This is a genomic window from Microbacterium sp. cx-59, assembly GCF_020805625.1.
GTDB lineage: Bacteria > Actinomycetota > Actinomycetes > Actinomycetales > Microbacteriaceae > Microbacterium.
On the sequence record NZ_JAJHGO010000009.1, the window covers coordinates 176,062 to 201,283 of the forward strand.

Below are 25,222 nucleotides of genomic sequence, written 5' to 3' on the forward strand. Positions count from 1 at the left end.
AGGAGCACTCGATGATTCGGATCGGCGTCGTCGAAGACGACCCCGCCAGCATCGACCGTTTGGTCTCCCACCTCGACCGCTTCCAACGCGACCACGGCGAGCGGTTCCACGTGGGTGCGTTCCGCGACGGTCGGGACATCATCGACGACTACCGCCCCGACTGGGACATCCTGCTGATGGACATCCAGATGGAGCGCGTCGACGGGATGACTGCGGCCCGCCGCATCCGGGAACACGACGCCGAAGTTCTGATCCTGTTCGTCACCAGCTCGCCGCAGTTCGCGATCAGCGGGTACGAAGTCGACGCCCTCAGCTACCTGCTGAAGCCCGTGTCGTACCCGGTTTTCGAACAAGAGCTCCAACGATGCCTGGTTCGGCTGCGACGACGGGAACGTCGCCACATCCTGTTCTCCACCGTCGACGGCGACCGCCACCGCGTCGACGTCGCAGACGTGCTGTACGTCGAGAGCGCCAAGCATCAGGTCGTCATCCACACGCTGACCGGTGACTACTCGGTCGTCTCGTCGCTGAAGGCGATGGAGGCCGAGCTCGCCGGCGACGACTTCTTCCGGTGCAACAGCGGCTATCTCGTGAACCTGCGCCACGTCACCGGGATCGAGGGCAACGACTGCTCGATTCGCGGCGGAGTCCACGTTCAAGTGAGCCGCCCTCGGAAGAAGCTCTTCCTCGCCGCCCTGGCCGCGCACATCGGCGCGAAGGGCATCACCTCGTGATCCCCGAGGTGGTCGCGAACATCCCCCGCACGTACACCGCCCTGGCCGAGTGGGGTGCGTGCATGGTGTTCGTGTTGATCGTGGCGCGGCGGATGCCGTGGCTGGCGACCGCGGCGACGATGCTGGGCGGCCTCGGCGCGCTGCTCGCGGTGCAGACGATTGCGGGCCTCCTGTCGGTGACACTGTGGATCCCCGGCATGCTGGCCGCGGTGGCGACGATGTTCGTGCTGCTGCTCGGAGTGCTGAGGGTGACCGCGGTGACCGCCGGCTACCTCACGGCGCGGGCGTTCGTTCTCGCCGAGCTCACCGCATCCATCCACTGGCAACTGGACAGGTTCTACGCCGACGCCCCGGAGGCGGGAAAGGCCGCCCTGCTCGTGCTCGTCTACGCGGGCGTGCTGGCGGCCGCGTGGTTCGTGGAACGCCGGCACATGCCGCGTGGCACGCACGTCGACGTCGGCGTCGCGGACCTCGTGAGCGCATTGGCCATCGCCGGCGCGACGTTCGGCATCTCGAACCTCAGCTTCGTGAATGCCTCGACCCCGTTCAGCGGTCGCCTCGGCCCGGAGATCCTCTACATCCGGACCCTGGTCGACCTCTGCGGCTTCATCGCCCTGTACGTGCAGCACGAGGTGCGGCGAAGTTTGCAGACCCGACGCGAGTCGGAAGCGATGGCCCGTCTCCTCACCAGTCAGCACGATCAATACGAGATCTCGCGGCGGACGATCGACGAGGTCAACCGCAAGTATCACGACATGAAGCACCACCTCGACGCTGTCCGCGCCGAACAGGACGCCCAGCAGCGCCTGGTGATCCTGGACGAGCTGGAGACGTCGATCCGCGATTACGGTGCGCAGGTGCGCAGCGGGAATGCTGTTCTGGATGCGGTGCTCACGGGCAAGCAGATGTACGCGCGAGAGCAGGGCATCCCGGTCGTCGTGGTCGCCGACGGCCGACTGGTCGACTTCGTTCGACCTCTCGATCTCACCGCGATCGTGGGAAACGCACTCGACAACGCGTTCGAGGCGACGATGCGCCTCGGCGAGCGAGAACAACGGATGGTGAAGTTCTCGCTCTTCGCCCACGACGATTTCGTCATGCTGCGCGTGGAGAACACCTTCGACGGCCGGGTGCACCGTCGCGCCGGTCGGATCGTGACGCGCAAAGAGGGCGAGGGCCACGGGTACGGGCTGCGTAACATCGAGGCCGCCGCCGAGAAGTACGGCGGATCGGTCTCGCTCGGGCAGGACGACGGCTGGTTCTCTCTGCGTGTCCTGCTCCCCCGGCGCGGGTCTGCGCAGTCTTCCTAGGCCGGGATTCGATCGCGTTCGTCGGCCGCATCTGCGGTCGTGCCGATCTCCGGCTCGCGCCGGAAGATGATCTTGAAGATCGGGAAGTACACCGCCGCTGAGAGCAGGGCGTTGATCAACATGGTGACCATGTCGGCCGCAGCCTCGCCCGTCGCCCCCATTCCCCACGTCGTGATGAAGAGGTCGTAGATCGGCGCTTTGTAGAAGCCCTGCAGCGCCGCGGCGCCGAACGTGATGACGACGTAGGCGAGCGCGTACCAGACGGCTGCGACCCACGGGTTGCTGTTCGATTTGAACGTGATGTTCCGCTGGGCGAAGAAGTTGATCACCTGCGCGATCGCGAGCGTGATCTGGACGGCGAGGAAGTACGCGAGCCCGCCGCCACCATCCGGAAGCGCGCCGGCGGCGTAGTCGAAGACGTAGTACTGACCGGTCTCGGTGGGCGCCCCGATCGGCAGCGCTTGGAAGCCCGTTTCCACGAGGGGCGTGGACTCGAAGAGCATCTTGATGACCGGCATGAGGATGAGCTGCAGGACCGTCATCCCGACGTTCAAGATCATGAAGATGATGAGCTGCGCGAGAGTCGGCTTCGCAGCTTCGAAGCTCGACCAGCGACGGGTGATCCGAGTGAACATGACGCGCTTTCTGACGACGGCGTGAGGTGGCTTCGCATGGGCCGAAGTTCAGGCAATCACGGACATGAAGGGTGGCCCCGGCGGCACACACGATCTGTCGATCTGACGTCACAACCTGCGTGCGAATCCCCGCGACTCCGCCCTGAGAGGGAGGCACGCACCCGCGCGGCTGGTTAGCGTGAATACTGGGAGCAAGACGGCCAAGAGCTCCTCTCGGGACGGCGACGACGCGTAGGGAGCGTCCATCGCACCAACCTCGCGGGGTACGGTCGGGAGGAGCCGAAGCGAGCGGCGCTGGTGCGGGACGAGGAGCGAGCGAATGCTCATCAGACATCGGGACTGCGAGCCGACGATCGATCCGACCGCCTACGTCGCTCCGTCCGCCGTCATCGTGGGAGCTGTGCGGATCGAGGCGGGCGCCCGCATCCTGCACGGGGTGGTCATCACCGCCGAAGACGGCGAAGTCACCATCGGCGAGAACACCGTCGTGATGGAGCAGGCCCTGATCCGTGGCCGATCGGGGCATCCGGTGCGCATCGGCGCAGCGGTCATGATCGGCCCGCACGCGCACGTGAACGGCAGCGTCGTGGAAGACGAGGTCTTCGTCGCCACGGGGGCGTCACTGTTCCCCGGGAGCCGCATCGGCCGCGGGGCCGAGATTCGAATCAACGCGGTCGTGCACGTGAACACGGTCCTCGAACCGGGCGCCGTCGTTCCGATCGGATGGGTTGCGGTGGGCGAACCGGCGTCGATTCTGCCGCCGGAACGTCACGACGAGATCTGGGCGATCCAGCGACAGCTCAACTTCGGAGGAACCGTTTACGGCATCGGACCTGCCGTGTCGATGCGGGAACTCATGCGACAGCAGTCCGCGTTCTACGGCGCACACCTGGAAGACCGAGCGATCGACGAGGAAGACCGCTGCCGGATAGGCGGCGTCGAGCAAATAGATTCGACGTCTGGCGGGGCGTTGACTGGCGGAGACGGAGGGATTTGAACCCTCGGTCCCCGTGAGGGGACTCCACCTTAGCAGGGTGGTGCACTAGGCCGAACTATGCGACGTCTCCAGGCGCTCGCCTCGCGACGAGCACACCTGGCAATCATAACGGCTGCCAGGCGATCTTCCGAACGCTAGCGAACGTTGCCGTTCGAGCAGGTTTCTTCGGCCGCCGTCTGACCGGCGATCGCGGACGGAAGCTCGGCCACATCCGGTGCGGTCGCCGCCGACTCCGTCGGGGCGGGCGTCTCCTCCGGCGCGGTCGTTTCAGCGGGCGCCGGCGTCTCCGTCGGGCTCGCGACGATCGTGCCGTCGCCCTGGCTGGTGGTTCCGGTCAGCACGAGCTGCTGGTTCGCCTCGAGCGCCGTGAACAGCGCCTCGGCGGCCGGGTAGTTCGGCACGACCTTGTTCGGGTCGGACGGATCGGCGTTCGTCGGGTACTGCACGAACACGATGTCCTCGAACGGCACGCCCTTCAGCGCGAGCGCGAGCTGCACGAGCTTCAGCGGGTTCGTCAGGCTCTGGCTGGGCGTGATGTTGTCAACGGCCACGGTGGCGAGCTTGTACAGCGTCGCCGGGTCGGACAGCACATCTTCGCTCACGACCTTGCGGGCCAGACGCGACATGTACTGCTGCTGGTTCGAGATGCGACCGAGGTCGCCGCCGTCGCCGACGCCGTGCCGGGTGCGCAGGAACTGCAATGCTTCGAGGCCCTGGATGTTGCGCGGACCGGCCGGCCAGTCGATGCCGGTGTAGCGGTCCTTGATGCCGTTCGCGATGCAGACATCGACACCGCCGACGGCGTTCGTGATCTCGATCACGCCACCCCAGGTGACCTTCGCCGCGTACGGAATGCTCTCGCCCGTGAGCGTCGAGATCGTCTTCACCGTGCACGACAGCCCGCCGTAGGTGAACGTCGAATTCAACGGCTGCTTGCTCATCGCCGACGTCGAGGACCCGTCCTCCTGCTCGCAGGAGGGGACCGGCAGCATGAGGTCGCGCGGGAACGAGATGACGGTGACCCGGCGCGGATTGTCGGAGATGTGCACCATCAGGTTCACGTCGTTGAGCTCGCCGCCCGCATCCGCACCCGTGCACCGGGCACCGAAGTACTGCTCGTATGCCGCTTCGCACGCGTCGGTTCCGGCGAGGAACACGTTCGTGCCGCCCTCGATCGCCCCGATGTCGGGCGGTGCCGCATCCTGACCCTCGAGCGCGACAGCTCCGTCGGCGTAATCCGTCGCCAGGGTGGCGACGTTGTACCCGATGATCCCGACACCGGCGACGAGAACGACGGCAAGGCCCACCGCCAGAAGTTTGAAGAACTGCGAGACCGGATGCGGCGAACGCAACTGGCCGTGGCGCGCGATGGTCTCGCGGCGCCCAGGTCGGGTTGACGGGCTCACTCGGGTCCTCTCCTCCGGGGACGCGACCGAATGCGCCGCTCCTCCATGACGGCCCTCATCCTACGGGCGCAGCCCTGAAAGCTCGTTGAAGGCGCGGCGTGCGTTGCCCGGGTGGTCCGGCTCCGCTTCCGGCGAGGAATGTTCGTCGCGGAAGCGGAGCCGGATGCAGACCTACGCGGTGACGAGGGTCTTGGCGTCGATGACGAAGCGGTAGCGGACGTCGGAACGGAGCACACGCTCCCACGCATCGTTGATCTCATCGGCCGAGATCAGCTCGGTCTCCGGCGCGATGCCGTGCTCGGCGCAGAAGTCGAGCATCTCCTGCGTCTCCTGGATGCTGCCGATGCCGGAGCCGGCGAAGGACCGCCGGTTGCCGAACAGCGTGAACACCTGGATCGGCAGCGGCTCGGGCGGGGCCCCCACGTTGACGAGCGTGCCATCGAGAGCCAGCAGCCCGAGATACGCGCCCATGTCGATGACGGCAGACACCGTGTTGATGATGAGATCGAACTCGTTCGCGTGCTCTTCGAAGACCACGCCATCGGCGGTGGCGTAGTAGTGGTCGGCACCGAGCCGGAGCCCGTCTTCCTGCTTCGACAGCGACTGCGACAGCACCGTGACCTCGGCGCCCAGAGCGTGCGCGATCTTCACGGCCATGTGCCCGAGGCCCCCCATCCCGACGACCGCGACCTTCTTGCCGGGGCCGGCGTTCCAGTGGCGGAGAGGTGAGTACGTGGTGATGCCGGCGCAGAGGAGGGGAGCGGCGGCGGCGTAGTCGATCGACTCCGGCACGCGGAGCACGAAGTCCTCGTCGACGACGATGTGGGTCGAGTACCCACCCTGCGTGATCGTGCCGTCGCGGTCGACGGACGTGTACGTCTGAGTGTTGCCCTTCAGGCAGTAGTTCTCCATGCCTGCCTTGCAGTTCACGCACTCGCGGCACGAGTTGACCATGCAGCCGACGCCGACACGGTCGCCGACGGCGTACTTCGTGACGCCCGAGCCGACCTCGGTGACGACGCCGACGATCTCGTGACCGACGACCTGCGGGTAGCTGATCGGGCCCCACTCACCGCGGGCGGCGTGGATGTCGGAGTGGCAGATGCCGGCGTAGGCGATCTCGATCAGGACGTCCTGGGCGCCCACATCGCGGCGCTCGATGGTCGTAGGGACGAGGGGTTCTGTGGCGGACGGGGCCGCATAAGCGTTAACAATCATCCTGGCCACCATAACCACCGCACGCCCGAAGAAAGAGGGTCTGATGGGGCACCCCTCCGCGGGAATAAACCGGAGACCGGATGCGGATGCGGTTGCGGGGGCGGCGTGGGCCCACCCAAGGCTTCGAACCCGCTCTACCGAATGGTGAGAGGGAGGCCCCCTGCGGGGACCTCCCTCTCACCAGCGGAGGGTGTGGGATTCGAACCCACGGGACATCTCTGCCCACTGGTTTTCAAGACCAGGTCCATCGGCCGCTCGGACAACCCTCCCGACGACACCGTCACCGGCGCGCGTCGAAACCCGAGTCTAATGCGCGGGCCGACCCGGCTCAGAGTTCGCGCAGAACCGCCGCGACGCCGCCCTCGGAGACGGATGCGGTGACCTCGCCCGCCGCATCCCGAACCTCCTGCGGCCCCTGGCCCATGGCGACCGCGCGGCCACCGTTCTCGCGCGCCCACGCGAACATGCCGACATCGTTGCGCCCGTCGCCCATCACGAGCACCCGCGCGGCGTCGATGCCGGTCCACTCACTGACGTGCGCCAGCGCCGTGCCCTTGTCGACGCCCTTGGGCGCGATATCGAGCCAGGCCGTCCAGCCCACGGCATACGAGACCTGGTTCAGCCCCACCCGCTCGACGAGCTCGACGAAATCACGCTCGGTCTGCTCGGGCGACACCACCACGACGCGGGTGACCGGCACCCGTGACAGCTCCTCGAACTCGACCTGCTCGGCCCGATCGAGGTTCCAGTCGTCCATGTAATCGGTGTACTGACGGCGACCGTCGGGCAACTCCACGAGGTAATGCGCGTCGGGCAGGTGCTCGCGCAGCAGCGTCAGCACCTCGCGCGCATCGAACGTCTCGGTGTGGAACCGCTCGTAGGCGGCGGCGCCCGCATCCGGATCCCCCGTGCGCTTCATGATCACCGCACCGTTCGAGCACACCGCGTAGTCGGGCGCGATCTCGAGCACGTCGTGCAGGCGATGCGTCGCCTCCCAGCTGCGACCGGTCGCGAGCATCACATCGTGACCCGCGCGACGGGCGTCGGCGATGGCCTCGACGATTCCGGGGCTCGTGGACTCGTCCTCGAGCAGCACCGTCCCGTCGATGTCGAGCACGATCAGCATCGTCTCGGCGCCGGATGCGGCATCCTTCGCCAGCCCCTCGACGAGCTCCGCCGCTTCGCTCACCGGCTCGACGTCGACCTCGCCGCGGGCGGGAAGGCTCGCGTCGTTCACGCGATCGGCTCCATGACCTCGAGACCACCCAGATACGGGCGGAGCACCTCGGGCACCGTGACCGAGCCGTCGGCCCGCTGGTGCGTCTCGAGGATCGCCACGATCCAGCGCGTCGTGCCGAGCGTGCCGTTCAACGTCGCGACCGGAGCGGTCTTGCCGCCGTCGGGGCGATGCCGCACATCCAGGCGACGCGCCTGGTAGGTCGTGCAATTGCTCGTGCTGGTGAGCTCGCGGTACGCATCCTGCGTCGGAACCCACGCCTCGACGTCATACTTGCGGGCGGCGGAGGATCCGAGGTCGCCGGCCGCGACGTCGATGACGCGGTACGCCAGACCGAGGTCCTGCAGCATCCGCTCCTGCATGTCGACCAGGCGCAGGTGCTCCGCCTCGGCGTCGCTCGGGTCGGCGTAGACGAACATCTCGAGCTTGTTGAACTGGTGCACCCGGATGATGCCGCGGGTGTCTTTTCCGTACGAACCGGCCTCGCTGCGGTAGCAGGTGGACCACCCCGCGTAGCGCTTCGCGCCGCGGGTCAAGTCGAGGATCTCGCCCATGTGATAACCCGCGAGCGGTACCTCGCTCGTGCCGACGAGGTAGAGGTCCTGCTCCTCGAGGTGGTAGACCTCGGCGGCATGCTTGCCGAGGAACCCGGTGCCGCGCATGACCTCGGGACGCACGAGCGTCGGGGGGATCATCGGGGTGAAGCCGGCCTGCAGCGCGCGGTCGAGCGCGAGGCTCATGAGCGCGAGCTCGAGGCGGGCGCCGATGCCGGTGAGGAAGTAGAAGCGGCTACCCGAGACCTTCGTGCCGCGTTCCATGTCGATCGCACCAAGCAGTTCGCCGAGCTCGAGGTGGTCGCGGGGCGCGAAGTCGAAGGAGGGGATCTCCCCGTGCGTCCGCAGCGTCACGAAGTCGTCTTCGCCGCCGGCCGGAACACCGTCGATCACGATGTTCTCGATCGCACCGAGAGCCTCGGCGGCCGCCTCTTCGGCAGCGGTCGCGGCGACCTGTGCCGCCTTGACCCGCTCGCTCAGCTCCTTGGCCTCGGCCACGAGCGCGGCCTTCTCGTCTTTGGGGGCCTGCGCGACCTTCTTGCCGTGGGCGTTCTGGGCCGCGCGCAGCTCCTCGAAAGCGGTGATGGCGGCGCGCCGGTCGCGGTCCGCGACGAGCGCGGCATCGACCGTGTCGGCCGACTCTCCCCGGGCTTCCTGCGAGGCTTTGACCAGCTCGGGCGCGTCGCGAAGCAGTGCAAGATCGATCACCCCGCAAGTCTAGACGCGCCCGGGGTGCAGACTCGCGTGGGGTGCGTGGGGTGCGGGGGTGCGGGGTGCGGGGTGCCAGGCGGGTGCGGCGTGCAACTCCTCCAAAACGAGCTGTCCCCGCACCCCTGGCGCCCGAGATAGCCCCGTTTGGAGGATTTACGCCATGCGCTACCCCCGAACCGCCGCCGAACGGGGGCGGTTCCCCGGCGAGAGGCCGCGGGGTGAGCCTCCGGAGCGAGGGGGTGCGCAGTGCGAGGGAGGTGCGCGGTGCCAGGCGGGCACGCCGTGTAACTCCTCCAAAACGAGCTGTCCCCGCACCCCTGGGCGCCCGAGTTAGCCCCGTTTGGAGGAGTTGCGCCATGCGCTGCCCCCGAACCGCCGTCGAACAGGGGCGAGGGTGGCTCTCCGAACGCGGAGCCGCGGGGTGGGGCTCGCGGAGGGCGGAGCGAGGGGTGCGCGGAGCGTGGGGCGCGCGGTGCGAGGAAGGTGCGCGGTGCGAGGCGGATACGCCGTGCGAGGCGGGTACGCCGTGCAACTCCTCCAATACGAGCGATACGCGCGCCCCAGGCGCCCGGGGCGCGCATTCTGGAGGAGTTGCACGCCGGCTGCGGCCGAACACCTCACCGCACGCCGCGGCGGCCGAACCCCCTGCCGCACGCCGCTGCGGCCGCGCCGCATGCCGCTCGCCGCGGCGGCCGCGCCGCACGCCGCTCGGCGCGGCCCAGACCAGCACCCCACGCCGCTCGGCGCGGCGGCGCGGCCGTACCGGGTTATCGTGTGACCCATGACAGCGGACGCGGCGACACGGCGCCGCGCCGCACTCATCTACAACCCGATCAAGGTCGACGCCGAGGCGCTGCGCGAGCAGGTCACACACTTCTCCCGACGCGCCGGGTGGACCGACCCGCTGTTCTTCCCGACCTCGATCGACGACATCGGGCAAGGACAAGCTCACGCGGCCGTGGCCGCGGGCGTGGACGCTGTGCTCGTCGCGGGCGGTGACGGCACGGTGCGCGCGGTCGCGGAGGGCCTCGCCGGCACCGGAGTCGCCCTCACCATCGTGCCCAGCGGAACGGGCAATCTGCTCGCCCGCAACCTGCGGTTGCCGCTCGATGACGCGGAACGCATCATCCGCAGCACGTTCACCGGCGAGCGGATGCAGGTCGACGTCGGCTTCGCCCTCCTTCGCCGCGTCGATGGCACCGCCGACGAGCACGCGTTCGTCGTGATGGGCGGCATCGGACTCGATGCCGCGATGATCGCCAACACGAACCCGAAGCTCAAGAAGAGCATGGGCTGGGTGGCCTACGTCGACGGCGCCGCCCGCTCGCTCGCGTCGGCCCATCCCTTCCGCGTCGTCTACCAGGTCGGCGATAACCGCATGCATTCGGCCCGGGTGCAGAGCGTTCTCTTCGCCAACTGCGGCTCGCTCCCCGCCGGGCTCGAGCTCATCCCGGAGGCATCCGTCACCGATGGGTCGATGGACGTCGCGGTGTTCCAGCCGAAGGGCTGGTGGGGCTGGCTCTTCGTGTGGCGACGGGTCGCCTGGGACAACAGCGTGCTCCGACGGTTCCGCGCCGGGCGCCGCGTGCTGTCGCTCCGCACGCGCGACAACTCGGTGCGGTACTCGCGCGGGGTGTCGCTGGACGTGGCGGCGGCGGGTCCGCATCCGGTGCAGCTGGATGGCGACGAGTTCGGCGAGGCGGTGCACATCATCGCGCGCATCGAAGCGGGGGCGCTGACGGTCGCCGTGCCGCCCGGGCACGACCTCCGCGGGCTCTGACCCGCCCCAGGTCTCCCGACCGCGAGACGGCAGTGGGGCGGCGAGACGTTGGCCCGCGACCGACGTCTCGTTGCGAAACTGCAGTCTCGCGGTCGGAGCAGCGGCGGGGTGTCAAGCCCGCGGCGGCGGCGCAACGGGCCCGGCATGATGAGTGGAATGACCGGCCCTTCGATCGTGTGGTTCCGCGACGACCTGCGCCTCGCCGACAACCCCGCCCTGCGCGCGGCCGTCGACCGCGATGAGCCCGTGATCGCTCTGTTCGTGCTCGACGAGGAATCCCCCGGCATCCGTCCGCTCGGTGGCGCCGCGCACTGGTGGCTGCATCACTCGCTCGCGTCTCTCGGCGAGCGCCTCCGCGAACGCGGCGGCAATCTCATCCTCCGCCGCGGCCCGGCCGCCGAGGTCGTTCCTACGGTGGTGTCGGATGCGGGCGCCACCGCCGTCTACTGGAACCGCCGCTACGGCGGCCCGGAGCGCGAGATCGACGCGGCGCTGAAGTCGAGCCTGCGTGCCGACGGGCTCGAGGTCCAGTCGTTCGCCGCGAACCTCCTGTTCGAGCCGTGGACGGTGCAGACCGGCGCCGGCACGCCGTTCGCCGTCTACACCCCGTTCTGGCGCGCCTGCCTGCAATCACCCACCCCGCGCGCGCCGCTTCCGGAGCCGCAGAAGATCCGCGGGGCGACGCCGCATCCGCCGTCCGACGACCTCGCCGACTGGAACCTGCTGCCGACCTCCCCCGACTGGGCCGGCGGCTTCCGCGAGGCATGGGAACCCGGCGAGCCCGCCGCCCGCGCCCGCCTGCGGGAATTCCTCGCGGACGACATCGCCGACTACGACCGCGCCCGGGACGAGCCCGCCGCGGGGGTCACCTCGGCGCTGTCGCCGCGCCTGCGCTGGGGCGAGATCAGTCCGTTCACGGTGTGGCACGAGACTCTCGCGGCGAACGCGGATGCGGGGCGCTTCCTCTCCGAGATCGGCTGGCGCGAGTTCGCGTGGCACACGCTCTTCTTCCACCCCGACCTCGCGACGGTGAACCTGCGGCGGCGCTTCGATGCGTTCCCCTGGCCGGACCTCGACGAGGAGCACCTCCGCGCCTGGCAGCAGGGGCGCACCGGGATTCCGCTCGTCGACGCCGGCATGAAGGAGCTGTGGCAGAGCGGCGCGATGCACAACCGCATCCGGATGGCGACGGCGTCGTTCCTCATCAAGAACCTGCTGATCGACTGGCGCCTCGGCGAACAGTGGTTCTGGGACACCCTCGTCGACGCCGACGGCGCGAGCAATGCGTTCAACTGGCAGTGGGTCGCGGGTTCCGGGGCGGATGCGTCGCCCTACTTCCGCATCTTCAACCCCGAGACGCAGGCCGCGAAGTTCGACGCGAACGGCGAGTACATCGCGCGCTGGGCCCCCGAGCACCGCAGCGGCGACGCGCCGGACCCGATCGTCGACCTCAAGGCGACACGAGCCCGCGCACTCGACGCCTACGACGTCGTCAAGAACGCGAACTGACCCGCCGCACGGCGGAGTCGGCGGTCGGCGTCGGTCAGTTCCAGGGGTCGGTCGGGTTGCCCGCGTCGAGATCGGCGAGCACCTTCTCGATCTCCTGAGTGATCCGTTCCTCGTGCGCCTGCAGATCCTGCAGCACGAGATCGAGGTTCGTGGCCGCCTTCGTGACGTCCCAGGACAGGTTGGTGAGAAGTTCGCGGAGCAGGAACGACAGCTCCGCCCACTCCACCCCCGGCCCCGTGGCGCCGATCCCCAGCGACGGGTCACGACGCGCGCCACCGATCGACGTGCCCGCTACCGTTCCGGCAACACTCGTCAGCTCGGTGGCGATCGCCGGGAGGTAGGTCTTCGTGATCTCGGTAATGAGGCCTGGCTGGTAGGCGATGACGTCGGTGGTGTCGGCCTGGTCGTTGCGGATCGGCGGGGCCGACAGGTCGTACGACGTCTGATCCGCACGGACGTTCGCGAGGTTCGTCGAGAGGTTGTCCCGCAGCCGGGTCTCCTCGGTCGAGATGTCGGAGTTGATGCGTTCCAGCGCGGATTCGAACGCGCTCAGCACGGCCTCCGCATCGGCCCCCGATACCTTCGGGTCATCGCCGGGTTTGCCCGTCGATTCACCGAGGATCTCGATCCCGAGCGACGCGACTTCGAGCACGGCACCCGCGCCGGGTACGAAGATCTTGGCGCCCTTCGCCGCCCAGCCGGCGACTTGCAGCACCACCTCGGGACTCCCCGATGACCCTGACGCGGCGAGCGCGGAGGAGGCTGCGACTCCGGCGGCGACCGCATCCGCCACCGCCTGGCGCGCCGCGCCCCAGAGCCCTTCCTCCGCCGCCAGCGCCGAGCCGACCACGAGGGAAATTCCGTGGTGTCCTCCGATCACCGGCCCCAGCTGCGCGAGGAACTGCGACTTGAACGCCGCGATCGCGTGACCGGCCATCGCGTCGCTGTTCTCCAGGATGAGCGAAATGTTCCCCGGGATGATGCCCGCGCCCACCTGACCGCCACTCGACGCCGCCGCCGCACCCGACAGCTTGCGGGTCACCTGGCGGCACTCCTCGACCTCCGGCGTGATGTCGGCGGGGTCGGGAAGAGTCAGCCACGGCGCGATCGCGGAGTCGATCCGGGAGCGGATGCTGTCGAACGCACCGCCGTACTCCTCGTCGTTCGAACCTCCAGTGAAGATATTCGCGATGAAGTTGTTGCTCGACCAGTCGCCGCCGCCCTCGCCGTCCGCGCCGGGGCGGGTCACCTTTGTGTTGGTGCTGCTCGAGCTGATCTCGTAGTGGTCGCCCTCGATCGACCACGCGTACGGCAGGGTGCGCATGTACGCGTCGATCGCGGCGCGCTTGAAGTCCTTGATCAGGTCCGGAATCTCGCTGTACTCAGCCACGGGTCGCCTCCTCGGTGTGGGCGACGGTGCCGGTGTCGGTGCGGCGGACGAGGGTCAGCGCGAGAGCGAGTCCGGTTCCGAACACCGCGGTCAGAGTCATCCACAGTGAGCGGGTGTCGCGGGCGTCCTCGCACAGCGCGCGGACATTCGCGAAGACTTCGCCCGCATCCTCTGCCGTCGGCGATTGGGAGATGTCGTCGATGTACAGGTTCTGCAGCAGCCACTCCTGGCTCCGCTCCTGCTGCTGATCGGTCAGCGAGTCGGTCAGATCTGCCGCATCGATGGGCGCGAGAACCGCACGGCACTCCATCGCCCCTACCCCCGCCGAGAGGCCGACGGATGTGGGCGCGAACCCCATCCACGCGACCCCCGCGATCGTCACCGCTGCCACTGCGATAGCGGACTTCCGCATCGTTCCCCCATTCATCTCTTCACAGCAGCCTATGGACACACGGGATTCTGGCCTCGTGCTCTTTCATCTGCGGCGGCGCTGGTGTAGCGGGGCGGGGCGGGGGCGGGGCTCTGTGGGTGGCGGGGGCGGGGGCGATACTCCCGGGGGCGGGACGGCCGCGCATCGTGGGTGCGGCCGCGAGTCGTCGGATCGGAGCGACGCCGGGCGCCACACCCGCCACATCCGTCATCATCCGCCCCACCGATCCGACGACTGCGGAGCGCCGGGGGGAATGAGCGCGCCCGCGGGCGGGTTGGCATGAGGGATATGAGCATCTCCCTGTCTGTCCTCGACCTCGTTCCCGTGCGCACCGGCCAGACCAGTGCCGAAGCGGTCGCCTCGTCGCTCGCCCTCGCCGAGCGCGCCGACGAACTCGGCTTCACGCGCTACTGGTTCGCCGAACACCACAACATGCCCGCCGTGGCCTCGACGACTCCGCCGGTTCTGATCGCCGCCGCGGCCGCACGCACGCGCCGCATCCGGGTCGGGTCGGGCGGCGTGATGCTGCCGAACCACTCGCCGCTCATCGTCGCGGAGCAGTTCGCCGCGCTCGAGGCGCTTGCCCCCGGGCGCATCGACCTCGGTATCGGCCGCGCCCCGGGCAGCGACCCGGTCATCACCCAGCTGCTGCACCGCAGCGGAACGACGAGCGACGTGGACCGGTTCCCCGATCACGTCCGCGACATCCTCGCGCTCACGAGCGCCGAGGGTGCCACCATGTCCTTCACGTCGGGCGGCACCTACACCGTGCGCGCGACGCCCACCCCGACCGGCACCCCCGAGGTGTGGTTGCTCGGCTCGAGCGACTACTCGGCGCAGTTGGCGGCCGCATCCGGGCTCCCCTACGTCTTCGCGAACCACTTCTCCGGTGAAGGACTCGAACGGGCGCTCGCTCTCTACCGAGGGCAGTACCGGCCGAGCGAGGCGCACCCCGAACCCCGCACGTTCGTGACGGCGAACGCGGTCGTCTCGCCCACGGCCGAGGAGGCCTGGGATCGCGCGCTGCCGCAGGTGCGCATGATGGCGCGCCTGCGCACCGGGCGTCCGCTCGTCGCGCTCGAGACGGTCGAGGAGGCCCGGGATGCGGAGGCCTCCGACAACCTCGCCGCACCGTTCGCCGACTGGGCACGCTCGTCGTGGTTCCTCGGAACGCCGACGGATGCGGCCACCGCCCTCCGCGACTTCAGCGCACGCCATGGCGTCGACGAGGTCATGATCTCACCGGTCGCCGGGGCCTACGCGGACGAGCCGATGAGCTCGGCCACGGGGCGCGCGCAGACACTCGAGCTGCTGTCGGGCGCGATCGCCGCGTAGCGTCCGCGTTCCGCATCCGTCCGCGCTGCATCTTCCCGCCGCTCACGTGTCGCAATCGGTCGCCGCGCCCCACGGAATGCGACACGTGAGCAAAACGGGCTCGCGCTCACATGACGCAATCCGTCGCCGCACCCAGCGAATTGCGCCACGTGAGCGATGTCGACTCGCGCTCACGTGACGCAATCGGTGCGCTCGCCCGACGGAATGCGACACGTGAGCGATGTCGACTCGCGCTCACGTGACGCAATCGGCGCGCTCACCCGACGGAATGCGACACGTGAGCGAAGTGGGCTCACGCTCACGTGGCGCAATCGGCGCGCGCGCCCAGCGGATTGCGACACGTGAGCAAAGTGGGCTCACGTGAGCGAAATGGGCTCGCGCACGCCCGGGGGATCAGGCCTCGGGCTCGCCGCTCAGCAGCCCGCGCAGCCAGTCGCGCGCTTCGACGAAGATGTCGTCGGAGTAGCGATCGGGATAGCGGATGATGGCGCGATCGGCCCGCGGATACGAGCCGAGGAAGATGACTTTCGGGCTCGTGCGGCGAAGACCGAGCAGCGCGTCGGCCATCCGCTCGTCGAGCACGTGACCGTCCGCGTCGATGACGAATCGGTAGCGCCCGAGGGCGTCGCCGATCGGGCGCGAGGCCAGCAGACTCAGGTTGATGCCGCGGGTCGCGAACTGCTCGAGCATGTCGAGCAGGGCGCCCGGGCGGTCATCGGACAGCTCCACGATGAGCGAGGTCTTGTCGGCGCCGGTCTGGGCCGGCGGGGCGACCGTGCGGCTCACGAGCACGAAGCGGGTGACCGCATCCTTCTTATCGCCAATGCCGTCGGCGAGCAGGTGGAGATCGTGGTGCTCGAGGATTCCGGGCGGGGAGATCGCCGCATCCGCAGCGCTCGTGCCGTCGATCAGTCCGATCGCGCTCGCAACGTTGCTCGCGGCGGGAATGTGGGCGTGAGCCGGCAGTTCGCGGCTCAGCCACTGCAGGCACTGCGCGTACGCGACCGGGTGCGCGGCGATCAGCGACACATCGGCCAGCGTCGTTCCGGGGCGGCCGACGAGCACGAAGTTCACCGGCACCAGATACTCGCCGACGATCCGCAGACCCGGCATGGTCGCGAGCGCGTCCTGCGCGGTCGAGACACCGCCGTCGACCGAGTTCTCGATCGCGATCATGGCGGCATCCGAACGCCCCTCGACGACATCGGCGAGCGCTTCGGCGACGTTCCGCACCGGGCGCCACACCTGTCCGCGCGCTTCGGGCACCTGCGCGAGGGCCGCTTCCGTGAACGTCCCGGCGGGGCCCAGATAGCTGTAGGTACGGGGCGGGACGGATGCGGTAGTCACAGCGACCCAGCCTAGGCGGTCGCGCGCCGTCGCCGCCTTGGAAGGTTCGATGCATCCCCCGCACCCGCAAACCCCCACACCCGCAAACCCCCGCCCGCCGAAAACCACCAGTCTCGGTGGCCGGGCGGGCGACGCCGCATGCGCCGGAGCCGAGAGGATGACGATCGAATGCCCCCGGCTGCGTGCCGGCCGCGCGCACAGACGACCCGAAGCCCGTCTGCGCGCCGGGCAGGGGAGGAAACGCCATGACCCTCAACGCGCCCGCACGCACCCGGCACCGCCGCCGCGACGATCGCCGGCGGCCGCGTGCCGCATCCGCGCCGCCCCGGCGCCCCGGGCGGCGTGCCCGCCGCATCGCGAGAGACGCCGCGCAGCCGTCGGTGTTCCACGCCGCCCCGAGCGCCGGCCGCATCGCGCGGGCTCGACTCGCGGTGTGCCTGTGCATCGTGCTGTGGATGCTGTACATCGTCACGGTCATCGTCACGCTCGCCCGGGGCGGCGCGCTCTCGGATGCCGCGCAGCTGCTCTCGACCAGCGCGTTCCTGCTGTCCGTGACGCTGCTCACGTTCTCGGCCTGCATGTATCTGCTCGCCCGGGCGGCCGCGCTCCCGCGGTTCGCGGCGCATCGCCGGGTGCGCCGGGTCGACCTGGACGCGCACTTCGCGCACCACTCCCCCACGCTGACCGCGCTGCTGCCGTCGCGGGCAGAGGATCCGGACCTCGTTCGGATGGCGCTGTGGTCGGTCGCTCTGCAGGAGTTCGGCGCGCTGCGGATCGTGCTGCTGCTCGATGACGATCCGCATCCGAGCGATGCCGACGAGCGCGCGGTCCTCGACCGCAGCCGCGCCCTGACCGCCGAACTGGTGCAGGACTTCGCGCCGCCCCGCGCCCGCGCCGAGTACGCCCTCGAGCGGCTTCGCGGCGAGGTCCTGGACGCCCGCACGACCGAGATCGTGATGCGCGAGCACGCGGCCGCCGCGGCCTGGCTGCGTGGGCGAGCGGATGCGGAACCCCCGCGCACGCACGTCGAGACGTTCTTCGTCGACCGGGTCCTGCGCGGTCTCGCGGCCGACCTGGACGCGACGGCGACGGCTCTGCACGAGGCCGCCGAGGCGGGCGAGCCGCCGCTTCCCCGGGCGCGCGCCGAGCAGCTCCTGCTGCGGATCGTGCGGATCTTCTCGGTCGAGGCGACGGTCTTCGAACGGAAACGCTTCGCCTCCCTCTCGCACGAGCCCAACAAGGCAATGAACCTGAACAGCTACCTCCAGCTGCTCGGCGGTCGCTACCGTGTCGTCTCCGACGGGATCACCGAAACGCTCGTCCCCGCCGGCGACGCCGCGCACGAGACGGGCGAGATCATCGACGTGCCCGAGAGCGACTACATCCTGACCCTCGACGCCGATTCGATGCTGCTTCCGGAGTACTGCCTCCGGCTGGTGCTCGAACTCGAGCGGGCCGGCAACGAGCGGGTGGCGGTCATGCAGACCCCGTACTCCGCGTACCGCGGCGCCCCGTCGCGGATCGAACGCCTCGCGGGCGCGACGACCGACCTGCAGCACATCGTGCACCAGGGGCTCTCGGCGTTCGGGGCGACGTTCTGGGTGGGCGCGAACGCGATCCTCCGCCGCGAAGCGCTCACCGATCTGCGCCGCGAGAGCGTGGAGCGCGGGATGCGGGTCGTCCGGTTCATCTCCGACCGCACCGCGATAGAAGACACCGACTCCAGCCTCGATCTCGCGATCCACGGCTGGTCGCTGCGCAACTACCCCGAGCGGCTCAGCTACAGCGCCACCCCTCCGGATTTCGGCGCCCTCGTGATCCAGCGCCGGCGTTGGGCGGATGGCGGACTGCTCGTGCTGCCGCGACTGCACGACCTGATCCAGCGTCGCCGCCGCGCGGGCACCCCGCTGTCGGTCCCCGAGCGCCTGCTGCGCGCGAACTACCTCGGTTCGATCGCCTGGGTCACGCTCGGGCTGATCGCGATCCTCACGCTGTATCCGCTGGACGGGCAGCTGGTCACGGTGCTGCTGCTGCTGATCGTGCTGCCCTACTTCGTCGAGATGGCGTCCGATCTGCATCACCTCGGGTACCGACGTCGTGACGTCGTCGGCGTCTACGGCCTCAATCTCCTGCTGCTGACCGTGAATCTCGCGGGCACGATCGGGTCGATCGGGCAGGCTCTGACCGGCCGCAAAGCCCGGTTCGTCCGCACCCCCAAGGTGCACACCCGCACGTCGGCGCCGGCTTTGATGCTGGTGGCGCCGCTGCTCCTCACCGCCGGCGCCACCGTCATCGCGGTGCGCGGGGCACTCGACGGCGCCTGGGGAACGACCGTGTTCGCAGGCATCACCGCGCTCTCGCTCGCTCTGGCGCTCGTGCGACTCGTCGGCATCCGGAACACGCTGTCGGACATCTGGTGGGGATGGCTGAACTGGATCTGGGTCGCCGCCGACGCGGCCCCGGCGCCTGCCCACGCGGGCGCGGCCCGATGGGCGAGCATCATCGACGACGGCCCCCTCGAGGCGATGGAGGTGGCCCGATGAGCCGCATCCGCCCCGCCACCGTCTCGCGGTTCGCCGGCAGGCGCCTCTCGCTGCCGCGTCTCGCGGCGAGCATCGTGGGCATGATCGTCGCGTCCGCATCCGTGTTCGCGGCCGTCGTGATGCCCCAGCTGGCCCCGCCGATCTCCGGCGCGGCCGCCGCGCAGCAGTGGTTCGCCGGCTACTACGACGTGACGCTGGAGTCGGGCGAACAGCTCGCTCGGAGCGCGCTCGAGCAGACGACGGGCGGCGCGGTCCTCGCGTTCGTGGTGGCCGCAGGAGACGACGACTGCACGCCGACCTGGGGCAAGGCCTACACGCTCGACGACGCGGCGAGACTCTTCGAGCTCGACCGGCGGGTGGAGCGGATGCACCGCGAGGGCACACCGGTCGCGGTCTCGTTCGGCGGTGCGATCAACACCGAACTCGCCGCCGCCTGCGCGGATGCGGAATCGCTGGCGGGCGCGTACCGCACGGTGCTCGACAGGTATCGCCTCGACGTCATCGACCTCGACATCGAGGGCGACCTGCTCGCCGATACGGCCGCGACCGCCCGCCGCGCCGCCGCCGTCGCCGCACTCCAGGCGGAGCGTCGCGCCGATGACCGCCCGCTCGACGTCTGGCTCACCCTGCCGATCGCGCCGTACGGGTTGACGCCCGAGGGCCTCGAACAGGTCGACGCGTTGCTCTCGGCCGGGGTCGAGGTCGCCGGGGTGAACGGCATGACCATGAACTACGGCACCGACGGATCGGTCGCGTCGATGTCGGCGCTCAGCATCGACGCGCTGACCGCGCTCGCCCCTCAGCTGGCGGATGCGTGGGATCGCCACGCGGTCGACCTCCCGCCCGGCGGCGCCTGGTCGCTGATCGGCGCGACGCCCATGATCGGCCGCAACGACGTCGCCGGCGAGGTGTTCACGCTCGACGACGCGCGCGCACTGAACGCCTTCGCGAAGGAGCACGGGGTCGCGCGCATGTCGATGTGGTCACTCAACCGCGATCAAACCTGTGGGTCGAACTACCCGCATCCGACCGTCGTGTCGACCGGATGCAGCGGCATCGAGCAGGGCGGGGAGCGCTTCGCCGATCTGCTCGATGATGGCTACTCCGGGACGCCCGGGGGGCGCGCCCTCGACGAGGGCGACGGCGAGGTCATCGCCGACGACCCGAAGACGAGCCCGTACCCGGTCTGGTCGTCGCAGATGTTCTACTCGTCTGCCGTCAAGGTCGTCTGGAACGGTTCGGTCTACATGTCGAAGTGGTGGAACGAGGACGGCCCGACTCCCGATGACCCGACCCTCGACGTCGCCGGGTCCGCGTGGAGCTATCTCGGCCCCGTCCTCGACTCGGACACGCCCTTCACGTTGCCGCAGCTGCCGGCCGGCACCTATCCGGACTGGTCGGTGTCGACGCTGTACAACCAGGGCGACCGTGTGATGCTCGACGGCAGCGGCTACGAGGCCAGATGGTGGTCGCAGGGTCAGCGACCCGACCGGTCCGTCCTCGACCGCGACTACTCGCCCTGGAAGCTCATCACTCCGTCGTGAACGGATGCGGCCGGTGCGTCCGCGGGCCCGAACTCGGCGAATCGCTCATCGATGGCGACCGTCGCCCAGGTCTCGCGCGACCTCGGCAGCATCCGCCCCACGGCGCGGAATCTCGCCTCACCGACGCGCGCCGCCATCCAGACCGCGACCGCATCCACGATCGCGTCCGCCGCCCCGACATCGCTGTCGTCCAGAAGGACGACATCCACTCCGCGCGCGCGGGCCTGCGCGGCGGCCGCGGTCAGCGGCTCGCGCACCAGTAGTCCGGCCCGCAGACTGTCGCGCAGTTCGCCCTCCTGCGCGGCGAACCGGCGCCGGTCCGCGGCGGTCGGCGGCGGGCCGTCGGCGAGCCGTTGCAGCACCGGCACGACCGTGCGAGCGAGGTCCGCGACGCGGTCGGCGAGCTCGTCACGCGCAGCGCGCGACCAGCTCTCGGCCTCGATCGACGCGACGGCCTCGGCATGCAGCGCGGCGATGTCGGCCTGCATCCGTCCGAGAACGCCGAGCAGCGCGGCCGCGAGGATCACGATCGCGATCGGTCGCACCGTCATCTGCAGCACCTGGCCCGAAGGAGCCTGCGCGACGAACCCCGCGACGACGATCGCGGTGACGACGACCGCCGCGCCGAGGAGCGCGATCCGCGGACGGCGGCGGAGGGCCACCGCGACGAGGACGAAGGCGGCGGCGGTCGCGAACCAGGTCGCGCCGTAGGTGAAGGGCACGAACGCGAGGCCGACGGCCACGGCTCCGACGACCGTCGCGACCACCACCGCGACCCGGCCGCGGGACGGAACGAGAGTCGGCGAACGCCGGAGGGTTTCGGCGGCCCACACCACGGCCGCGAGAATGACCGCCTGCACGAACACGCTCGAGGGGGCTGCCGCGACCGCCGCGACCGCCGAGAAGACCTGGACGATCACGAACATGACGGCGATCACGCCGAGTCCCGCACGGAGCGCGCGCTGGCCGTCGGCGCGGAGATCGCCGCCCACGGCCGGCCGCTGCACCACCAGCCGCACGCGGGTGCCCCGGCCGGGGGTCGAGAAGATCTCGCCGCTGCCGCCGGGCACGCGCGCCATCCGCGCCACGATGCTCTGCCGGATGCCGAGACGGTCGTGCGGGATCGCCGACACGTCGAACCCGACGCCGTCGTCTCCGACCTCGACATGGATCTCGGAGTCGGAGACGACCAGCGCGACGGTGCGCGCCGCATCCGGACCGGCGTGCCGCACGCTGTTGCCCAACGCCTGCCGCACCGCCGCCACGATCGGCTCCTGCACCTCGGCCGGCATCTCGGATCCCGTGCGTCCCGCCTCGCGGAACGCGGCGCCGTGCTGCGCGGCTTCGGCCCAGAGAGCCGCCCGCAGCGTCGGCCGTTCGTCGGCATCCGCATCGACGAGCCGGGTCACGCCCGCGGCCGCACGTCGCGCCTGCTCGGCCACCCGATCGTGCGGAATGGGCAGGTCGGTCGCCGCGACGTTCAACGTCGCGAGGATCTCGTCGTGCACGAGCGCACTCGCCCGGGCACGGGCAGCGAGCCTCCCCCGCTCCGCCGACGCGCGGGCCGCCGCGGCGGCGGTCTCGGTCGCGGCCCGATCGAGACCGCGCGCGACCGACAGGATGCGGTCGCCGACGACGCAGATCACCGCCCCGGTCAGCAGGGCGTGCAGGTCGTTGACGACGCCGTCCATGTCGAATCCGCCGAACAGCGGGCGGTAGACGATGCCGGCGGCCGCTCCCGCCGCGACCGTCACCCATGCCAGCGTGCGCCCCTGCGCGACGAGCGCCATCACGACCGCCGCACTGGACGCGGTCAGGATCCACGGGATCCGGCCGACGCCGTGCCCGGATGCGGCGACGGGGAAGGCGAGCAGCACCGACAGGTAGAGAAGCACGGCGACGAGCCCGCACACCCGCACCGCCCGGTCGGGCAGCCAGCGGACGACGACCGCGGGCAGAAGGGTGAGTACGGCCGCCGCACCCGCGAGCAGCGAGTACCAGAGCGGGAACGGGCGCTGCCCGCCGCCGGCGATGAAGGTGAGGTTGACCGCGACGATCGCCCCGATCAGGACGGCGGCGGCGATCACGAAGATTCGGCGCGCGGAACGCTCGCCGGGCCCGGCTTCAGCCACGGCGCGGAGCGGGCACGAACCCGTCTTCGATGCCGCGCTGGTAGAGCTCGACCTTCGTCGTGGCGGGCCGGCCGAGCTGGTGGTAGATCGAACGGATGCGGCGGAGGTGGTCGTTGACGGTGTTCTCACTGATGAAGAGGCGCGCGGCGACCTCCCGGGCGCCCAGCCCGGAGGCGTACAGCCCGAGCACCTCGCGCTCGCGCACCGTCAGCGGGGCGCTCTCGAGGCGGGGGTCGGTGTCGAGCGCCGACGCCCATTCGGCCGTCGGCACGTGCGTGCCCTCCGCGGCGGCGTGCAGCGCCGCGACGATGCTCTCGTGCGGGGCGGACTTGCGGAGGATGCCGAGCACGTCGGTGCGCGAGGCGGCACGGACCAGGTACGCGTCTTCGCCGGAGGTCAGCACGAGCACGCGCGCACCCCACGACCGGATGCGCGCGACGTTCGTCTCCGGATCGGTGCCGTCCCGGAGGCTGAGATCGAGCAGCACGACGTCCGCATCCCGCATCGGCTGCACCAGGTCGTGCACCGTGAGGGCGTGGCGGGCGAACACGAGCCCGTCCGCGCCGTCGACGAGGTGCCGCACGGCCAGGGCCAGCAGCTCGTGGTCATCCACGATCGCGATGCGCGCCGCATCTGCCATCGCTCCCCCTCGGGTCAACGTTCACCCTGAGTATGGCCCACCGGCCGGCGCGGTGAACGAACGAAGTCACGCAAGACGTGACCGATGCCGCCCGCGCACGGCAGACTAAGCGTATGAGCCGAGCTGGATCTCCCGCAGACGCGTCCGACCTCATCGATGTCGACGAGCTGATCTCCGCCTACTACGACCGCAAGCCCGACCCCTCGGTGCCCGCCCAGCGCGTGGCATTCGGCACGAGCGGCCACCGCGGCTCCAGCCTGTCGACGAGCTTCAACGAAGACCACATCCTCGCCACGACCCAGGCGATCGTGGATTACCGCAACGCGCAGGGCATCGCCGGCCCCCTGTTCCTCGGGCGCGACACGCACGGGCTGTCGCTGCCGGCGGAGCGGAGCGCGATCGAGGTGCTCGTCGCGAACGGCATCGATGTGCGCGTCGACGCCCGCGATTCGTGGGTGCCGACACCGGCGCTCAGCCACGCCATCCTGAACTACAACCGTGACCGCGACGCAGCCGACCCCGGCCGGAGCGACGGCATCGTCGTGACGCCGAGCCACAACCCGCCTCGCGACGGCGGCTTCAAGTACAACCCGCCCCACGGCGGCCCCGCCGACACCGACGCGACGAGCTGGATCGCCGACCGGGCGAACGAGCTGATCGCGGGCGGCCTCGAGGGCGTCCGCCGCACGCCGCACGCCGACATCGACGCCGACGCGCTCGGTCAGTACGACTTCCGCGAGGCGTACGTCCGCGATCTCGACTCGATCATCGACATCGCCGCGATCAAGAAGTCCGGCATCCGGATCGGCGCCGACCCGCTCGGTGGCGCCTCGGTCGAGTACTGGGGCCTCATCGCCGAGCACTACGGCATCGACCTCACGGTTGTGAACCCCGACGTCGACCCGACCTGGCGTTTCATGACGCTCGATTGGGACGAGAAGATCCGGATGGACCCGTCGTCGCCGAACGCGATGGCCTCGCTGGTCGCACGCCGTGACGAGTACGACATCCTCACCGGCAACGATGCGGATGCCGACCGGCACGGCATCGTCACCCCCGACGCCGGGCTCATGAACCCGAACCACTACCTCGCGGTCGCCATCGACTACCTGTTCTCGCACCGCGAGGGGTGGCCGGCGGATGCGGCAGTGGGCAAGACGCTCGTCTCGTCGATGATCATCGACCGGGTCGTCGAAGCGCTCGGCCGCCCGCTCTACGAGGTGCCGGTCGGCTTCAAGTGGTTCGTTCCCGGGCTGCTCGACGGGTCCGTGGCCTTCGGCGGAGAAGAGTCGGCCGGTGCGTCGTTCCTCCGCTTCGACGGCTCGGTGTGGACGACCGACAAGGACGGCATCCTGCTGTGCCTGCTCGCCGCCGAGATCCTCGCGGTCACCGGCAAGACGCCGTCGCAGCGGTACGCCGAGCTCGAGGACACCTACGGGGCATCCGTGTACCAGCGCGTCGACGCACCGGCGACCCCGGCGCAGAAGGCCGCACTCGGAAAGCTGTCGCCGGATGCGGTCACCGCGACCGAGCTCGCCGGCTCCGAGATCATCGCCAAGCTGTCGCACGCGCCGGGCAACGGCGCGCCGATCGGCGGCCTCAAGGTGGTCACGGCCGACGCGTGGTTCGCCGCGCGCCCCTCCGGCACCGAAGACGTCTACAAGCTTTACGCCGAGTCGCTCCGCGGCGAGGGACACCTCCGCCAGGTGCAAGACGCGGCCCGCGCGGTCGTCACCGAGGCCCTCGGCGACGCCTGACCCGCGCCGCGCG

Annotated in this window: 19 protein-coding genes and 2 tRNA genes; 9 read left to right on the top strand and 12 right to left on the bottom strand. The window is 70.0% G+C overall.

The features are described from left to right. The first annotated feature begins 11 nt into the window (after positions 1-11). Together LMI96_RS13090 and LMI96_RS16355 are read left to right on the top strand one after the other, a co-directional pair. Complete coding sequence (locus LMI96_RS13090) at positions 12-734, top strand: LytTR family DNA-binding domain-containing protein (RefSeq protein ID WP_223722577.1); 723 nt, start codon at positions 12-14, stop codon at positions 732-734. Then, a complete protein-coding gene (locus LMI96_RS16355; RefSeq protein WP_223722576.1) occupies positions 731-2,044 on the top strand; it encodes a sensor histidine kinase in 1,314 nt (437 codons plus the stop codon). The genes LMI96_RS13090 and LMI96_RS16355 overlap by 4 nt, the downstream gene beginning before the upstream one ends. Here the strand turns inward: LMI96_RS16355 and LMI96_RS13100 are convergent. Then, positions 2,041-2,679: a hypothetical protein gene (locus tag LMI96_RS13100; protein ID WP_223722575.1), complete on the bottom strand. Its 639-nt coding sequence runs from the start codon at positions 2,677-2,679 to the stop codon at positions 2,041-2,043. The two genes, LMI96_RS16355 and LMI96_RS13100, sit on opposite strands and share 4 nt — an antisense overlap. A gap of 319 nt (positions 2,680-2,998) precedes the next feature. On the opposite strand from LMI96_RS13100, the gene LMI96_RS13105 reads away from it, so the two are divergent. Then, positions 2,999-3,676: a gamma carbonic anhydrase family protein gene (locus LMI96_RS13105; protein ID WP_228361807.1), complete on the top strand. Its 678-nt coding sequence runs from the start codon at positions 2,999-3,001 to the stop codon at positions 3,674-3,676. On the opposite strand, the gene LMI96_RS13110 is transcribed toward LMI96_RS13105, so the two are convergent. The 6 genes from LMI96_RS13110 to serS all read right to left on the bottom strand — a co-directional run bounded on the left by LMI96_RS13110 (position 3,655) and on the right by serS (position 8,799). Further along, positions 3,655-3,746: transfer RNA gene (locus tag LMI96_RS13110), tRNA-Ser, on the bottom strand. The two genes, LMI96_RS13105 and LMI96_RS13110, sit on opposite strands and share 22 nt — an antisense overlap. A 64-nt stretch (positions 3,747-3,810) precedes the next feature. Further along, positions 3,811-5,082: an LCP family protein gene (locus LMI96_RS13115; protein WP_228361808.1), complete on the bottom strand. Its 1,272-nt coding sequence runs from the start codon at positions 5,080-5,082 to the stop codon at positions 3,811-3,813. Positions 5,083-5,253: 171 nt separating this feature from the next. Beyond that, entirely contained in the window at positions 5,254-6,300 is a 1,047-nt protein-coding gene (locus tag LMI96_RS13120; RefSeq protein WP_228361809.1) for an NAD(P)-dependent alcohol dehydrogenase, read from the bottom strand. 184 nt (positions 6,301-6,484) lie between these two features. Beyond that, a tRNA-Ser gene (locus tag LMI96_RS13125) sits at positions 6,485-6,569 on the bottom strand. Between the two features lie 59 nt (positions 6,570-6,628). Then, a complete protein-coding gene (locus LMI96_RS13130) occupies positions 6,629-7,537 on the bottom strand; it encodes an HAD family hydrolase (protein ID WP_223722571.1) in 909 nt (302 codons plus the stop codon). Continuing rightward, complete coding sequence (gene serS / locus LMI96_RS13135; RefSeq protein WP_228361810.1) at positions 7,534-8,799, bottom strand: serine--tRNA ligase; 1,266 nt, start codon at positions 8,797-8,799, stop codon at positions 7,534-7,536. The genes LMI96_RS13130 and serS overlap by 4 nt, the downstream gene beginning before the upstream one ends. A gap of 784 nt (positions 8,800-9,583) precedes the next feature. On the opposite strand from serS, the gene LMI96_RS13140 reads away from it, so the two are divergent. Next, the gene (locus LMI96_RS13140) at positions 9,584-10,582 is read left to right on the top strand and encodes a diacylglycerol kinase family protein (protein WP_223722569.1); all 999 of its coding nucleotides are present in this window, start codon (positions 9,584-9,586) and stop codon (positions 10,580-10,582) included. Between the two features lie 156 nt (positions 10,583-10,738). After that, entirely contained in the window at positions 10,739-12,091 is a 1,353-nt protein-coding gene (locus tag LMI96_RS13145; RefSeq protein ID WP_228361811.1) for a deoxyribodipyrimidine photo-lyase, read from the top strand. 34 nt (positions 12,092-12,125) lie between these two features. On the opposite strand, the gene LMI96_RS13150 is transcribed toward LMI96_RS13145, so the two are convergent. Together LMI96_RS13150 and LMI96_RS13155 are read right to left on the bottom strand one after the other, a co-directional pair. Further along, entirely contained in the window at positions 12,126-13,481 is a 1,356-nt protein-coding gene (locus LMI96_RS13150; RefSeq protein ID WP_223722567.1) for a hypothetical protein, read from the bottom strand. Then, the gene (locus LMI96_RS13155) at positions 13,474-13,893 is read right to left on the bottom strand and encodes a hypothetical protein (RefSeq protein ID WP_228361812.1); all 420 of its coding nucleotides are present in this window, start codon (positions 13,891-13,893) and stop codon (positions 13,474-13,476) included. The genes LMI96_RS13150 and LMI96_RS13155 overlap by 8 nt, the downstream gene beginning before the upstream one ends. Positions 13,894-14,199: 306 nt before the next feature. Here LMI96_RS13155 and LMI96_RS13160 point away from each other — a divergent pair, with 306 nt between their 5' ends. Beyond that, complete coding sequence (locus LMI96_RS13160) at positions 14,200-15,246, top strand: LLM class flavin-dependent oxidoreductase (protein WP_228361813.1); 1,047 nt, start codon at positions 14,200-14,202, stop codon at positions 15,244-15,246. Between the two features lie 393 nt (positions 15,247-15,639). Here LMI96_RS13160 and pheA read toward each other — a convergent pair whose 3' ends face one another. Further along, on the bottom strand, positions 15,640-16,593 hold the full coding sequence (pheA, locus tag LMI96_RS13165) for a prephenate dehydratase (protein WP_223722564.1): 954 nt from the start codon (positions 16,591-16,593) through the stop codon (positions 15,640-15,642). A gap of 245 nt (positions 16,594-16,838) precedes the next feature. Between pheA and LMI96_RS13170 the strand changes: the two genes are divergently transcribed. Both LMI96_RS13170 and LMI96_RS13175 read left to right on the top strand, forming a co-directional pair. After that, positions 16,839-19,136, top strand: a complete 2,298-nt coding sequence (locus LMI96_RS13170; RefSeq protein WP_223722563.1) for a glycosyltransferase family 2 protein — start codon at positions 16,839-16,841, stop codon at positions 19,134-19,136. Continuing rightward, on the top strand, positions 19,133-20,680 hold the full coding sequence (locus tag LMI96_RS13175; RefSeq protein ID WP_228361814.1) for a chitinase: 1,548 nt from the start codon (positions 19,133-19,135) through the stop codon (positions 20,678-20,680). Before LMI96_RS13170 ends, LMI96_RS13175 begins: the two co-directional genes overlap by 4 nt. Here the strand turns inward: LMI96_RS13175 and LMI96_RS13180 are convergent. Next, positions 20,647-22,812 carry a sensor histidine kinase gene (locus LMI96_RS13180; protein ID WP_228361815.1) on the bottom strand — a complete coding sequence of 722 codons (2,166 nt, stop codon included), beginning with the start codon at positions 22,810-22,812 and terminating at the stop codon, positions 20,647-20,649. The genes LMI96_RS13175 and LMI96_RS13180 overlap by 34 nt on opposite strands. Then, complete coding sequence (locus tag LMI96_RS13185; protein ID WP_228361816.1) at positions 22,805-23,452, bottom strand: response regulator transcription factor; 648 nt, start codon at positions 23,450-23,452, stop codon at positions 22,805-22,807. Before LMI96_RS13185 ends, LMI96_RS13180 begins: the two co-directional genes overlap by 8 nt. A gap of 113 nt (positions 23,453-23,565) precedes the next feature. Here LMI96_RS13185 and pgm point away from each other — a divergent pair, with 113 nt between their 5' ends. Next, entirely contained in the window at positions 23,566-25,209 is a 1,644-nt protein-coding gene (gene pgm / locus LMI96_RS13190) for a phosphoglucomutase (alpha-D-glucose-1,6-bisphosphate-dependent) (RefSeq protein WP_223722559.1), read from the top strand. The last annotated feature ends 13 nt before the right edge of the window (positions 25,210-25,222 follow it).